At 74.0% G+C, this 13,644-nt stretch carries 11 protein-coding genes and 1 pseudogene; 8 read left to right on the top strand and 4 right to left on the bottom strand.

Annotated elements, in window-relative coordinates; all coding sequences use genetic code 11:
• Positions 1-203 precede the first annotated feature (203 nt).
• Positions 204-719 (top strand): hypothetical protein, encoded by a 516-nt coding sequence (locus tag F3L20_RS29470; protein ID WP_150156872.1) that lies wholly within the window; start codon positions 204-206, stop codon positions 717-719.
• 123 nt (positions 720-842) lie between these two features.
• Here the strand turns inward: F3L20_RS29470 and F3L20_RS29465 are convergent, their stop codons facing one another.
• A complete protein-coding gene (locus F3L20_RS29465; protein WP_150156871.1) occupies positions 843-1,055 on the bottom strand; it encodes a hypothetical protein in 213 nt (70 codons plus the stop codon).
• 254 nt (positions 1,056-1,309) lie between these two features.
• Between F3L20_RS29465 and F3L20_RS29460 the strand changes: the two genes are divergently transcribed.
• The 3 genes and pseudogenes from F3L20_RS29460 to F3L20_RS34985 form a co-directional block, all read left to right on the top strand.
• Positions 1,310-1,702 (top strand): hypothetical protein, encoded by a 393-nt coding sequence (locus tag F3L20_RS29460; RefSeq protein WP_150156870.1) that lies wholly within the window; start codon positions 1,310-1,312, stop codon positions 1,700-1,702.
• 5 nt (positions 1,703-1,707) lie between these two features.
• The gene (locus F3L20_RS29455; RefSeq protein WP_206338831.1) at positions 1,708-2,376 is read left to right on the top strand and encodes a nucleotidyl transferase AbiEii/AbiGii toxin family protein; all 669 of its coding nucleotides are present in this window, start codon (positions 1,708-1,710) and stop codon (positions 2,374-2,376) included.
• Positions 2,377-2,415: 39 nt separating this feature from the next.
• Positions 2,416-2,751: pseudogene (locus tag F3L20_RS34985) on the top strand (XRE family transcriptional regulator); the annotation flags it as partial.
• A 127-nt stretch (positions 2,752-2,878) separates the two neighbouring features.
• Here F3L20_RS34985 and F3L20_RS29445 read toward each other — a convergent pair.
• The 3 genes from F3L20_RS29445 to F3L20_RS29435 form a co-directional block, all read right to left on the bottom strand.
• Positions 2,879-3,067, bottom strand: a complete 189-nt coding sequence (locus F3L20_RS29445; protein ID WP_145826814.1) for a sigma-like protein — start codon at positions 3,065-3,067, stop codon at positions 2,879-2,881.
• A gap of 209 nt (positions 3,068-3,276) precedes the next feature.
• On the bottom strand, positions 3,277-6,234 hold the full coding sequence (locus tag F3L20_RS29440; protein ID WP_150156868.1) for an AfsR/SARP family transcriptional regulator: 2,958 nt from the start codon (positions 6,232-6,234) through the stop codon (positions 3,277-3,279).
• A 125-nt stretch (positions 6,235-6,359) separates the two neighbouring features.
• Complete coding sequence (locus F3L20_RS29435) at positions 6,360-6,755, bottom strand: nitroreductase/quinone reductase family protein (RefSeq protein ID WP_145826816.1); 396 nt, start codon at positions 6,753-6,755, stop codon at positions 6,360-6,362.
• Positions 6,756-6,918: 163 nt separating this feature from the next.
• On the opposite strand from F3L20_RS29435, the gene F3L20_RS29430 reads away from it, so the two are divergent.
• The 4 genes from F3L20_RS29430 (at position 6,919) to F3L20_RS29415 (ending at position 13,637) form a co-directional block, all read left to right on the top strand.
• Positions 6,919-7,779 (top strand): LLM class F420-dependent oxidoreductase, encoded by an 861-nt coding sequence (locus F3L20_RS29430; protein ID WP_145826817.1) that lies wholly within the window; start codon positions 6,919-6,921, stop codon positions 7,777-7,779.
• A 24-nt stretch (positions 7,780-7,803) separates the two neighbouring features.
• On the top strand, positions 7,804-10,392 hold the full coding sequence (locus F3L20_RS29425) for a bifunctional FO biosynthesis protein CofGH (RefSeq protein ID WP_150156867.1): 2,589 nt from the start codon (positions 7,804-7,806) through the stop codon (positions 10,390-10,392).
• Between the two features lie 68 nt (positions 10,393-10,460).
• Entirely contained in the window at positions 10,461-11,030 is a 570-nt protein-coding gene (locus F3L20_RS29420) for a hypothetical protein (RefSeq protein WP_150156866.1), read from the top strand.
• A gap of 90 nt (positions 11,031-11,120) precedes the next feature.
• A complete protein-coding gene (locus tag F3L20_RS29415; RefSeq protein ID WP_240810784.1) occupies positions 11,121-13,637 on the top strand; it encodes a tetratricopeptide repeat protein in 2,517 nt (838 codons plus the stop codon).
• Positions 13,638-13,644 lie beyond the last annotated feature (7 nt).

Genomic DNA, 13,644 nt, shown 5'->3' with positions numbered 1-13,644 from the left:
GCCCCACGCGTTCCGCGTCCCCGCGTGATCCGCTCGTCCCGGCGGGACGGCCGTCGTGCCGGCGCACGGAAGGGGTCCGGACGGCGGCCGCCGCGGCGGACGGCGGCGCTGCCCGCCGCCCACGGCCCCGACGCTACGCCGGGTACGCGACGGTCGCCAGGTAGTGACATGCCCGTGACAGAGAGATCGCTAGCCTGACGGTCATGACTTCTCGGGGGAAGACACTCAGGCTCACCGCCGTCTCGGCGCTCGTCGTCCTCGCCCTCACCGGTTTCTCGACCGGCCGCGGGCACGGACACGGCAGCGGAGGCGACGGCGGGGGCGGCTGCAGCAGCTCCGGCCAGAACCACGACTCGTCGGGCTCGGGCGGCGGTTCGCACCGCGACTACTACGACGACGATGACGACGACTACGACTACGGCGACAGCGGCGGTTCCGGCGGCGTGGACACCACGGCCTCCCCGGACGCCGCCACGGTGACGCTGGTCGACTGCGCGTCCGAGGAGACGCCGTACGCCACCGTCGAGGTCGGCAACTCCGACACGGTGGAGGGCACCTTCTCGGTGACCGTGATCTTCAGGGACGCCGCCGGCGGGGAGCTCGACAGAGGGACGGAGGAGGTCTTCGTCCCGGCGGGCGAGAGCACGCCGGTGAGGATCTCGGTGAACGAAGCGGAGAGCGTGCCGCTGATCGAGGAGTGCGACCTCTCCCACGCCTAGGTTCTGTCACTTCGGTCGGCGTCGGGTCCAGATGAGGATGCCTGGCGAGGTGGAGGGCGGCGGCGGGCGGGAAGCGATGGCGGGTTTGGCGGTCCGTGTGGCGAGAGGCTCTGCCGGCCTGGCTCAGTACGTGAGGGTCATGCGACTTTCGGGCTTGTTGATCACGTGGCCTGTCGTGGAGGCATAGTCGGCGGGTGTGACGGTCATCCGCGGCACGACCATGCGGTCGGAGCACCAGGAATCGATGTGCGCGACGAGGTCCCGTGCGAGTTCCTCGGCCTGCATGCCGCAGGCGGCCGCGCCGAGTGGGATCGGGCCTTCGGCGTCGGTGCCCACGCGGGTGATGGTCAGGTAGGCCAGGGAGTCGTCCTCGACGAGGACGGGAGCTGCGGACGGGAATGGCGAGCCTGCGGAGCAGTTCCTGTTCCAGCGGGCGTGCCCGTCTGCAGGGTGGCCGGGCCGTCGGGGTCGAGGTTCTGGTCCTCGTCGTGGTGCACGCGGATGGTGTCGTCCGTCCTGCGCCAAATCGCCAGGGACGTCACCCCTCACAGGACGACTCGCATCCCCTCTACGGCCGCCATAATAGGGACATGCCCACCAGCCCACACCGCCCCGCGCCCGCACCGAGGAAGCTCTCGGGCGCGGACGCCGAGGACCTCGCGCTTTACCAGGAGAAGTTCCGAGGCCGTCTGCCGGAGTCGCTGGAAGAGCTGCACGGCCCAGCCAAGGGGGTCGTCGAGCTGCCGCTGCACATGGCCTGGTCCGGAATGACCACGTACGACTTGGACAAGCCGCGCCAGCGTATGGGCCTGTACCGCACCATCCTGCACGAAGGACTACGCGAGGACCTGCCCCGCTACCTCAACCGGGACCTGCTCCTTGAGCTGTGGCCGGTGCTGCGCACCCTCGTCGGACGCACCGTGCGCACGGTATGGGAAGACGCCTTCCCCCAGCTCAGCTCCCGCACCCGGGCAGCCGCGTGACGGACATGCCGGAGCTGCACACACGGCTCCTGGCAGACGTGATCGCCCTAGGCTCCCCCTATCCCCTGGTCCTCACCGGCGGCTACGCCGTCCGGGCACACCGCCTGGTGAACCGCCCCAGCCAAGACCTCGATGTCGCCACCGAGAATCCCGCGCCCATGACCGAGATCGCGGCTACGCTGCGCGCCGGCCTGGAAGCCCGCGGCTGGAGAGTGCACTCGCTGGAGACCGCCCCGCTGTCCGCCCGCTTCACCGTGACCGACCCGGCCACCGGACAGGAATGCGAGGTCGACATCCTCAAGGAGAACTTCTGGCGGCCGGTCACGCACAGCCCTTACGGGCCAGTCCTCGCGGAAGAGGACGTGATCGGGACCAAGGTCCGCGCCCTCGCCGACCGCGGAGCCCCGCGTGACCTGATCGACGTGTTCGCAGCCTCCCTCCGCTGGAGCACTGCCGATCTCGAAGAATTCGGCCGCCGCCACGCCCGCGGCCGCTTCGAGAGCGAAGACCTGCAGGCAAGTCTCACCGGTGCCGAATGGACCGACGACGAAGCCTTCGTCGCCTACGGCCTGGACGAGGCCGCCATCACCGCTCTTCGTACCTGGGCCTTGGAGTGGGCCGACGACCTCGCGACCCGCCTGCTCGAAAAGTCCAGCGATCCGGACATTGACTGACCACGTCCGGGTGTCGATGAAGAGCCGGCTGCTCCCCGCACCCGCGGGGATGGTCCCCACCGCGCCTCCCTCGGCCTCGCCCGGCGGACAGCCATCCACGGCGCGGCCCAGGACCGCACCGGCACCTGCCGCACGTTCGACCAGGTACAGGAAGCGATGCAGCGCGCCACCCCCGACGACTACCGGCCGGTGTGGCTGCTCGCCTTCTACGACCAGGCGGAACTCCACTCGCTCGCCCTGTCCGCCCACCTGTCGCTGGACGACTGCCCGACCGCCGAGTTCCACACCCGCCGTGGCCTGGCAGGGCTGCGCCCGCACGTGCGCCGGTCTCGGGCCACCACCATGACGCGCCTTGCCCACGCCCGGCTCGCCCAGGACGACCTGGAACACGAGAGCGGCCGTGTCCGGTGTCGTACGACACCGGACACGGCCCCTCTCGACGCCTCGGCCGCGGCGGCTCCCCCTCCGCGCCGCCGCGGCCGGTCCCCGTGCGGGAAAAGGTCTACCTGCCGTCCCGGTCCAGGGCGGGCGGGACCGGCGCGTGCTGGTCCAGCGTGGTGACCTCGCCGATGCTCGGCGGGGCGGGCGCGTGCTGGTCGAGCGTGGTGACCTCGGGGTCGTCCTTGCTCGGCGGCGTCGGCGCGTGCTGGTCCTGAGTGGTGAACTCCGGCTCGTTCGTGGCTTCGCTCATGACGTGTGCTACCCCCAACAGGTGGACTGGGCCGTGCGGTTGAACGGCCCGTTCGGCGACTCCCCCGAAGGCCGCCGAACGGGCGTTCTGGCGGGTCTCAGAGTAGAGATGAGCCCCTCGGATCCGCCTGCCCCCCGACGCGACGCATCCGTTCCATGAGAGTGACAGCCCGCCATAAACGTTCGATGAACGCCGTGGGCGCGGGCCGGTCAGGCCGCGGACAGCGGGGCGAGCAGGCGCCGCACCTGGGCGGCCTCGGCGGAGCCCGCCTCGTCGTAGAGGGCCAGAGCCTCACGCCAGCAGGCGCGTGCCCGGTCCGCCTGGTCCAGCGTGTCCAGTGCCCGTCCGAGCACGGTCAGGGCGTTGGCCCGCATCCAGTCGCCGCCGATGCAGCCGATCGCCAGGGCCTGTTCGGCGTGGCGGGCGGCGCGGGCCGGACGCCCGGCCCGCAGGTGCACCTCGGCGATGCGGTAGTGCGTGGTGCCCTCCCACAGGGACTGGCGGTTCTCCGCGAAGATGCACAGCGCCTCGTCGAGCTGGGCGAGCGCCTCGGCCGGCCGTCCCGCCTGGCTGAGCACGATGCCGGAGGCGTACCGGGCGTTCGCCAGCCGCACCGACATCCCCAGCTCGTCGTAGATCTCCACGCCCCGCTGGGCCAGTCGGACGGCCTGCGTGGTGCGGCCCATGGAGGCGAGGGTGCGGGAGAGGTTGCAGACCGCGCTGGCCTCGCCCGGGCGGTTGCCGTCGGCGCGGAAGGCGTCGATCGCCCGCTGGAAGTACCCCTCGGCGTCGGCGTACCGGGCCGTGCACAGCGCGATGATGCCCAGCTGGTTGGGTGCGGTGCCGTTCGCCCACGGGTCGTCCGCGCCGCGCAGCAGGGTGTCGGCGCGCCGGGCCTCCTCCTCGGCCGTCTCGAAGCGGCCCGCCTGGCTCAGCACCTGGGCGTGGGTGACGCGGGCCCGCACCTCGGCCCGGGCGTCCCCCAGGGCGGCCGCCGCCTCGCAGGCGGCGATCGCGGTCTTCCGGTACTGGCGCGAGTCCACCCCGGACTCCGCCAGGTCGATGGTGGCCACCAGCAGGTCGACGGCACGGCGCACCATGGCGGCGTCGAGGGACTGCTGCACGCAGGCCAGCAGCGGCCCGGCCTCGGTGTGCAGCCAGTCCAGCGCCTTCGCCGCCGTGCGGAACTCCTGGGCTCCGTACCGGCCCTTCTCCAGATGGGCGACGGTCCGGTCGCCCGGCCGCTCGATGGCGTACACCCCCACCGCCGTCGCCAGGTAGTGGTCCAGCAGCCGGGACCGGGCCGCGTCCCGTTCGGCGGGCGGCTGCTCGTCGCGCTCGGCGCAGGCACGCGCGTAGAGCCGGACGAGATCGTGGAGGCGGTAGCGGCCGGGGGCGGCCGACTCCAGGAGGGAGGTGTCGACGAGGGACTCCAGCAGGTCCTCCGTCGCCTCCACCGGCAGGTCCAGCAGGGCCGCCGCGGCGGCGACGGAGATGTCGGGGCCGTCGGCCAGGCCCAGCAGCCGGAACGCGCGCGCCTGCGTGGCCTCCAGGGCGCCGTAGCCCAGCTCGAAGGTGGCCGCGACCGCCAGGTCGCCGGCCTGGAGCTCGTCCAGCCGGCGGCGTTCGTCGGCGAGCTTCTCCGCGAGGAAGGAGACCGTCCAGGTGCGCCGGGAGGCCAGCCGGGAGGCGGCGATGCGGATGGCCAGCGGCAGGAAGCCGCAGGCGGCCACCACGTCCAGGGCCGCCTCGCGCTCCGAGCGGACCCGCTCCTCACCGACGATCTTCGTGAAGAGCGCCAGCGCCTCCTCCGGTGACATCACGTCCAGGTCGACCAGATGCGCCCCGGCCAGGTCCACCATCCGCACCCGGGACGTCACCAGGGCCGCGCAGCCCGCCGTGCCCGGCAGCAGCGGCCGGACCTGCGCCGCGTCGCGCGCGTTGTCCAGCAGCACCAGCACCCGGCGGCCGTCGAGCAGCGAGCGGTAGAGCGCGGCCCGCTCCTCCAGGGAGTCCGGGATGGCCGAGTCGGCCGTGCCGAGGGCGCGCAGGAAGGAGCCGAGGACCGTCTCGGGCTCCGCGGACCGGGCCCCGGCGCCCTGCAGGTCGACGTAGAGCTGGCCGTCGGGGAAGGCGGGCCGGGCGGCGTGCGCCACATGCACCGCGAGGGTGGTCTTGCCGACGCCGCCGATGCCGGCCACCGCCGACACCGCCATCACCTGCGCCTCGGCGCCGGACGCGGCTGACAGGACCTCGCCCAGCTCCCGTACGAAGGCCGCACGGCCGGTGAAGTCCGGCACCGACGCCGGAAGCTGCGCCGGGCGCACCGGGGCGGGCGCCTGCTGGGGCAGCGGGGCGGACGGCTGGGCGAGGGCCGGGTCGGCCTCCAGGATGCGCTGCTGCAGTTCCCGCAGGTCCGGGCGCGGGTCCACGCCCAGCTCGTCGGCGAGCAGCCGGCGGGTGTCGGCGTACACGGCGAGCGCCTCGGCCTGCCGGCCGCTGCGGTACAGGGCCAGCATCAGCAGTTCGCGCAGGCGCTCGCGCAGCGGGTGGGCGGCGGTGAGCGCGGTCAGTTCGGAGACGGCCTCCGCGTGGCAGCCCTGCTCCAGGTCCATGTCGAGCCGTGACTCCAGGAGTTGCAGCCGCCACTCCTCGAGGCGGACCCGCTGCGCCTCGGCGTACGGGCCCGGCACCCCGGCCAGCGTCTCGCCGTCCCACAGGGCCAGCGCCCGGTCGAGCACCTCGCGCGCATGGCACAGGTCACCGCCGGTGCGGGCCTTCTCCGCGTCCGTCGCCAGCTCCTGGGCCGCCGCGAGGTCCAGCGCGCCCTCTCCGAGCCCGCGCACCGCGTAGCCGCCGGACTCGCTGACCAGGACCCCGGGGCCGAGCACCTTCCGCAGCCGGGAGGCGTACGTGCGCACCGCGGCCAGCGCCTGGGAGGGCGGCTCCTCGCCCCACAGGGCGTCGATCAGCTCGGCGGCCGTGGCCGTGCGGCCCTCGCGCAGCAACAGGGCGGCCAGCAGCGCGCGTTGCTGGGGGCTGCCGGTGGCGACCTGTTCCTCGCCACGCCAGGCGCGGACCGGTCCGAGCACGCCGAACCGCAGCGCCTCCCGCTCCGCCGAGGAGCCGGCACGGCGCTGCTCCGGTCCTCGCGGCACACCGTCCATGCAGTCCCCCTATGCGTCCCGAGCAACTACGCCAGTTTGCCTTCTCCTGACGAAGGAGTCAGCCGTGCGAGACACCGATCACACGGCAGGCGGCGGGCCCCCACGGAGTCCCCACATGTGCGACCTCATCCGTCCAGATCCACCCGTACCGTCAGCAGCCCCGCGCCGACGGCCCGTACGGCGGCGCTGTTGAGGCGGGGCAGCAGCCGCAGCCGGGCGACCGGGTCGTCCTCCGGCATCGGGTGGGCGGTGCCGGTGTGCCAACGGCCACGGATGCGCACCCGCACCCGGGGGTCGGCCTTGATGTTGCGGACGTACTGCGAGCGTTCGCCGAACTCCGAGACCAGCCAGAAGGTGTCGCCGGTGCGCCGCCCGCCCACCGGGGTGGTGCGGGGGAGCCCCGAGACGCGGCCCGTGGTCTCCAGCAGCGTCTGGAACGGCATCCGGCGCAGCAGCGGGTTGCCGACGCGCCGCTGGAAGGCGGTGGCGGCCCGGTACTTGCGTTCGGCGCGAGAAGTCATGGTGCGGCCGAGCCTACCGGCGGCTGGGGCGAAGGGGGTTGGCGGAAGCGGCGGAAGCCCGGGCGTCGGACACGGTCTCCCGGCCGATCCCGACCGGTCGGTATGGACAAGGGCGGGGTTCGCGGGTATTGATGGGGCGTCGTCCGCGTACGAAAGGCCGCCCATGCGCATCGCCGTCACGATCTTCCTCACCGACGAGACGATCACCCCGGTCCGGCTGGCGAGGGAGCTGGAACAGCGGGGCTTCGCCGGGCTGTACCTGCCCGAGCACACGCACATCCCCGTCGAGCGGACCACCCCCTACCCGGCGGGCGGCGAGCTGCCCCGCGAGTACGGCCGCACCCTGGACCCTTTCGTGGCGCTCGGTCAGGCCGCGGCGGTCACCGACCGGCTCGGGCTCGGCACCGGCATCACCCTCGCCGCGCAGCACGACCCGATCGACCTGGCCAAGCAGATCGCGACCCTGGACCACCTCTCCGGCGGCCGGTTCACGCTCGGGCTCGGCTTCGGCTGGAACGTCGAGGAGGCCGCCGACCACGGTGTGCAGTGGCGCACCCGGCGGGCGCTCGTGCGGGACCGGATGGGCCTGATGCGCGCCCTGTGGGCCGACGAACCCACCGCCTACGACGGAGAGTTCGGCAGTGTCCGGGCGAGCACCGCGTACCCGAAGCCGGTGCAGAAGCCGCGCGGCCCGGTGACCGGCCCGCGCACGCTGGTCGGCGGGGCGGCCGGGCCCAAGCTGTTCGCGGACATCTGCGCCTACGCCGACGGCTGGCTGCCGATCGGCGGGCGTGGCCTGACCGAGTCCCTGCCGGCGCTGCGGACCGCCTGGGCCGACGCCGGCCGTGACCCGGCCGCCCTCCAGGTCGTGCCGTACGCGGTCCGGCCCAGCGCGGGCAAACTGGAGCACTTCGCCGAGCTGGGCGTCGAGGAGGTCGTCGCGCAGCTGCCGCCGGCGGGGGAGACGGAGGTGCTGCGGGCGCTCGACGCGCTCCAGCCGTTCGTGCGGGGGCGGAAGTCCTGATCACCCCGAACGTATGCTCAAAGAATGACGACTTCCGCGACGTCCGGAACCGGCGGCCCGACCGAGAACTCCCTGCGCCGCGCGCTCAGACGCGCCCGGGACGGCGTCTCCCTGGACGTCTCCGAGGCCGCGGTCCTGCTCCAGGCGCGCGGTGACCATCTGACGGACCTCTCCGCGTCCGCCGCCCGGGTCCGCGACGCGGGCCTGGAGGCGGCGGGGCGGCCCGGCGTCATCACGTACTCCAAGAGCGTCTTCATCCCGCTGACGCGGCTGTGCCGGGACAAGTGCCACTACTGCACCTTCGTCACCGTGCCCGGCAAGCTGCGCCGGGCCGGGCACGGGATGTTCATGTCGCCGGACGAGGTCCTCGACATCGCCCGCAAGGGTGCCGCGCTCGGCTGCAAGGAAGCCCTCATCACCCTCGGCGACAAGCCCGAGGACCGCTGGCCCGAGGCCCGCGAGTGGCTCGACGCGCACGGCTACGACGACACCCTCGCCTACGTCCGCGCCATCTCCATCCGTGTCCTGGAGGAGACCGGCCTCCTCCCGCACCTCAACCCGGGCGTGATGTCCTGGACGGACTTCCAGCGCCTCAAGCCGGTCGCGCCGTCCATGGGCATGATGCTGGAGACCACCGCGACCCGCCTGTGGTCCGAGCCGGGGGGCCCCCACCACGGCTCCCCCGACAAGGAACCGGCCGTGCGGCTGCGGGTCCTGGAGGACGCCGGCCGCTCCTCCGTGCCCTTCACCTCCGGCATCCTCATCGGCATCGGCGAGACCTACGAGGAGCGCGCGGAGTCGCTGTTCGCGCTGCGGAAGGTGGCCCGTGCCCACCACGGCATCCAGGAACTGATCATCCAGAACTTCCGCGCCAAGCCGGACACCGCGATGCGCGGCATGCCGGACGCGGAGCTGGACGAACTCGTCGCCACGGTCGCCGTCGCCCGGCTGGTCCTCGGCCCCACCGCCTGCCTCCAGGCCCCGCCGAACCTGGTCGACTCCGAGTACGGGCGGCTGATCGCGGCCGGCATCGACGACTGGGGCGGGGTCTCCCCGCTCACCATCGACCACGTCAACCCCGAGCGGCCCTGGCCGCAGATCGAGGAACTCGCCGAGCAGTCCCGCGCGGCCGGCTTCGAACTGCGCGAACGCCTCTGCGTCTACCCGGAGTTCGTCCGGCGCGGCGAGCCCTGGCTGGACCCGCGGCTGCGCCCGCACGTGGCGGCGCTCGCCGACCCGGAGACGGGACTCGCCCGCCCGGACGCGCTGCCCCAGGGGCTGCCGTGGCAGGAGCCGGACGAGGCGTTCACCGCGACCGGCCGCACCGACCTGCACCGCACCATCGACACCGAGGGCCGCACCGGCGACCGCCGCGCCGACTTCGACGAGGTGTACGGCGACTGGGACGCCCTGCGCGAGGCCGCCGCTCCCGGCATGGTCCCGGAGCGGATCGAGACCGACGTGCGCGAGGCGCTGCGTACCGCCGCCGACGACCCGACGAAGCTGACCGACGCCGAGGCGCTCGCCCTGCTGCACGCCGACGGGCCCGCGCTCGACGCGCTCTGCGAGGTCGCCGACGACGTCCGCAAGTCGGCGGTCGGCGACGACGTGACGTACATCGTCACCCGCAACATCAACTTCACCAACGTCTGCTACACCGGCTGCCGCTTCTGCGCCTTCGCCCAGCGCCGCACCGACGCCGACGCGTACACCCTCTCGCTGGACCAGGTCGCCGACCGCGCCCAGCAGGCGTGGGACGTCGGCGCGGTCGAGGTCTGCATGCAGGGCGGCATCCACCCCGACCTGCCCGGCACCGCCTACTTCGACATCGCGCGGGCGGTGAAGGAACGCGTCCCCGGCATGCACGTGCACGCCTTCTCCCCGATGGAGGTGGTCAACGGCGCGACCCGCACCGGCCTGTCCGTCCGCGAGTGGCTGACCGCCGCCAGGGAAGCGGGACTGGACACCATCCCGGGCACTGCGGCGGAGATCCTCGACGACGAGGTCCGCTGGATCCTCACCAAGGGAAAGCTGCCCGCGGCCACCTGGATCGAGGTCGTCGAAACGGCTCACGAGCTGGGCATCCGCTCCTCGTCCACGATGATGTACGGCCATGTCGACCAGCCCCGTCACTGGCTCGGCCACCTGCGCACCCTGGCCGGCATCCAGCGGCGGACCGGTGGCTTCACCGAGTTCGTGACACTGCCCTTCGTGCACACCAACGCCCCCGTCTACCTGGCCGGCATCGCCCGCCCGGGCCCGACAATCCGCGACAACCGCGCGGTCACCGCGATGGCCCGCCTGCTGCTCCACCCCTGGATCCCCAACATCCAGACGAGCTGGGTGAAGCTGGGCGCGGAGGGCGCGGCGGAGATGCTGCGCTCCGGCGCGAACGACCTGGGCGGCACGCTGATGGAGGAGACCATCTCCCGCATGGCGGGCTCCTCCTACGGCTCCTACAAGTCGGTGAAGGACCTGATCGCGGTCGCCGAGGCGGCCGGCCGTCCCGCCCGCCCCCGCACCACGCTCTACGGCGAGGTCCCCGAGGAGCGCCGCCGTGCCGCCGAGACCTCGGACGGCCATCTGCCGGAGCTGCTGCCCGTGCTCGACTGATCCGGGCCAGGCCCACCCTGGCAGTAGGATGATCCGACCCGCTTTCGGTAGCTGAGGAGTGCGTACCGGTGTCTGCCCGTCTTCCTTCGTGGGCCTGGGTGACCGGGCTGACCACGGGGGCGATAGCCGTGGTGGCGGTCCTGGCCGTCCAGGCGGACCAGGGGACGAAGCCCGTCGCCGCCACCAGCCCGCCGAGCGCCTCGGCGACGGCCGATCCCAAGCCGTCGGCCTCCGTCCCGCAGAAGGAGAAGCCGGCGGCGGTACCGGCCGACTCGGGCACCGGCCGCCGCATCGTCTACTCCCTCGGCCAGAAGCGGGTCTGGCTCGTCGACGCCAGCGACGCCGCCCGCCACTCCTTCACGGTGTGGCCCGGCACGGTCGCCCCGGACCCCGGCACCTACTCGATCGGCACTCGTAACGAGGCCACCACCGGCAGCGACGGCGTCCCGGTGGAGCACATCATGTACTTCGCCCAGAAGTCCGGCGTCTTCGTCGCCTTCTCCAACGCGGTCGACGGCTCCTCGCCCCCGCCCGCCGACCCCGGCGCCAAGACCGGCGGCATCCGCGTCGCCAAACAGGACGGCAAGGCCCTGTGGACCTTCGGCACCCCGGGCACCACGGTCCGCGTGGTCGGATAGCCGGCCGACCGGGCCCCACCACCCGCTCCCCGGCGCCCCGCGAGCTGCGTCACAATGGGGTGGACGGGACGCGGGGGAGAGGACGTTCGGGTGGCGCGGGCGCGGGTGTCGTTGCAGGAGCTCGTCCGGCTGCGTACGCGGGCCGGGCTGGTGGCGCGCAGTGCCGAACGGGAGGTGTTCCGGGCCAACTTCACCACCGCGCCCGAGGACGGACGGCACCGCTTCCTGTTCCACGTCCACGGCACCGCGGGCGTCGGCAAGACCAGGCTGGTCAAGGAGTTCGAGCATCTCGCCCGTGAGCAGGGCGCGTTGACCGCGTACGTCGACGAGAGCGCGGGCGGCGTGCCCGAGGTGCTGGAGGCGATGTGCCGTCAGTTCGCCGCGCAGGGACACCGGCTCAAGGATTTGGAGCGGCTGCTGACCAGCCACCGTGAGCGGCGCCACGAGGCGGAGACGGCCGCCCTCGCCGCTCTCGAACCCGTGCCGGACGGCGGCCCCTCGGCGGGCGGCATGGCACTCGCCCGCGCCGGACTGGCCGGACTCGGACTGGTCCCGGGCGTCGCCCCGTTCGCCGCCGTCCTCGACCCCGCGCAGCTCGCGCACGGCGCCGACCGGCTCCGCTCGACCCTCTCGGCACGCTTCCGCAGTCACGAGGACGTGACGCTGGTCCTCGACCCGGCCGGCGTCCTCACCCCCGTCCTCACGGACGAGCTGAACGCCGCCGCCTCCGACGTGCCCTGGATCGTCCTGTTCTTCGACACCTACGAGCGCACCGGCCCCTTCCTCGACGCCTGGCTGCACGACCTGCTCACCACCGACCGCCACGGCGCCCTGCCCGCCACGGTCGTCGTCGTCACCGCGGGCCAGCGCCCCGCCGACCCGGCCCGCTGGGGCACCTTCGCCGACTTCATGACGTCCCTGCCGCTCCAGCCGTTCACCGAGGCGGAGGCGCGCGGCCTGCTCGCCGAGCGGGGCGTCACCGCCGAACCCGTCGTCGCCGAGGCGCTCCGCCTCACCGGCGGCCTCCCGGTGCTGCTGTCCACCGTCGCCGGCACCCGCCCCGCCGGCCCGGAGGACGTCACCGACCCGAGCGCCACCGCCGTCGAACGCTTCCTGAAGTGGGAGCCGGACCCCGCCCGCCGCGCCGCCGCCCTCGCCGGGGCGCTGCCGCGGCTGCTGGACGCGGACGTGTTCGCGGTCGCCGCCGACTGCGACCCGGAGCGGGCCGACCTGCTGTACGGCTGGGTGGCCACCCTGCCGTTCGCCGACCGGCTCGGCGGCCGGATCCGCTACCACGACGTCGTGCGCGCCCCCATGCTGCGGCTCCAGCGCGGACGCTCCCCGCAGGGCTGGCTCGCCGGTCACCGCCGGCTCGCCGACGCCTTCCGGCGGTGGCGCGAGGCCGCGGAGGGCGGACGGGACGCGGGCACGCTCCTGCTGGACGACGGCTGGTGCGAGCTGCGGCTGGCGGAGCTGTACCACCGCCTGTGCGCCTCCGGCCACGCGGCGGTCCCGGACGCCCTGCGTGACCTGGTGGATGCGTGCGACCAGGGCGAGGCGCTCGCGGGACGCTGGATCAGGGTGCTGGAGGACGCGGGACGGGACGCGGAGGTGCCCGGGGTGATCGCGTGGGGCGGGCGGCTGGCGAGGGCGCTGAGCTCCGGCGGCACCCAGGCGGTCCTGGAGGCCCTGCTCGCGGGAACGGGACACGCGCCGCTGACCGCCCCGGCCGGCGCGCTGCACCGGGGCGGCGACCTCGGACCGGCGACCACGCCGGGCACCGCCGTACAGGGCGGTGGCGCGTGGGGAGGCACCCCCGACCTCGGCGGGCAGCCGGTGACGGCCGGCCTCGACCCCGAGGACGAGGGCGCCCTGGACTGGATGCTGGAGGAGCAGGCCCGCGAGATGACCCCCGCGGACGTCACGCTCCCCCCGGCTCTCGTCGCGCGCATCCACCGCGACCGCGCCCTCGCGCACGCCGCGCGGGCCGAGCACGCCGCCGCCGTCACCGCGCTGAGCTGGGCCCTCACCCTCACCCCGGACGACGCCGGCACCCTCGCCCTGCGCGGGGAGTACCTCCGCGTCCTCGGGCGGCACCAGGAGGCGGCCGCCGACCTGGAGCGGGCCGCCGCGCTCGACCCCGCCGACGCCTACGCCCACGCCTCCCTCGGCGCCGCCCGCCTCGCCCTCGGGCATCCGCAGGAGGCGGGCACCGCCCTGGACCGGGCCCTCGCGCTGCGGCCCGACTACCCCTGGGCACTGGTCCGCCGAGCCCGGGTGGCCCGGGAACTGGGTGACGCGGAGGGCCGCCTCGCCGCCCTCGACCGCGCCGTCGCCGTGGAGCCGGAATCCGCGTGGGCGCACTGCGAGCGCGGGGACGCCCTCCGGGCCGCCGACCGCGACCGGGAGGCCGTGGAGGCTTACGACCGGGCGCTCGCCCTCGACCCCGGGTACGCGTCGGCGTACGCGAGCCGGGGCGTGGCGCACCACCGCCTGGGCCACCTCGACCAGGCCCTCGCCGACCTGGACCGCGCCCTGGAGCTGAACCCCTCCTACGCCTGGGCGCGGGAGCGGCGCGAGGAGGTCGTACAGGACCTCGACGGCTGATTTCCGG

It is taken from the genome of Streptomyces tendae (assembly GCF_008632955.1).
GTDB lineage: Bacteria > Actinomycetota > Actinomycetes > Streptomycetales > Streptomycetaceae > Streptomyces.
The sequence above is the reverse complement of the archived record's forward strand: the minus strand, read 5'-3'. Positions and strand labels throughout refer to the sequence as shown.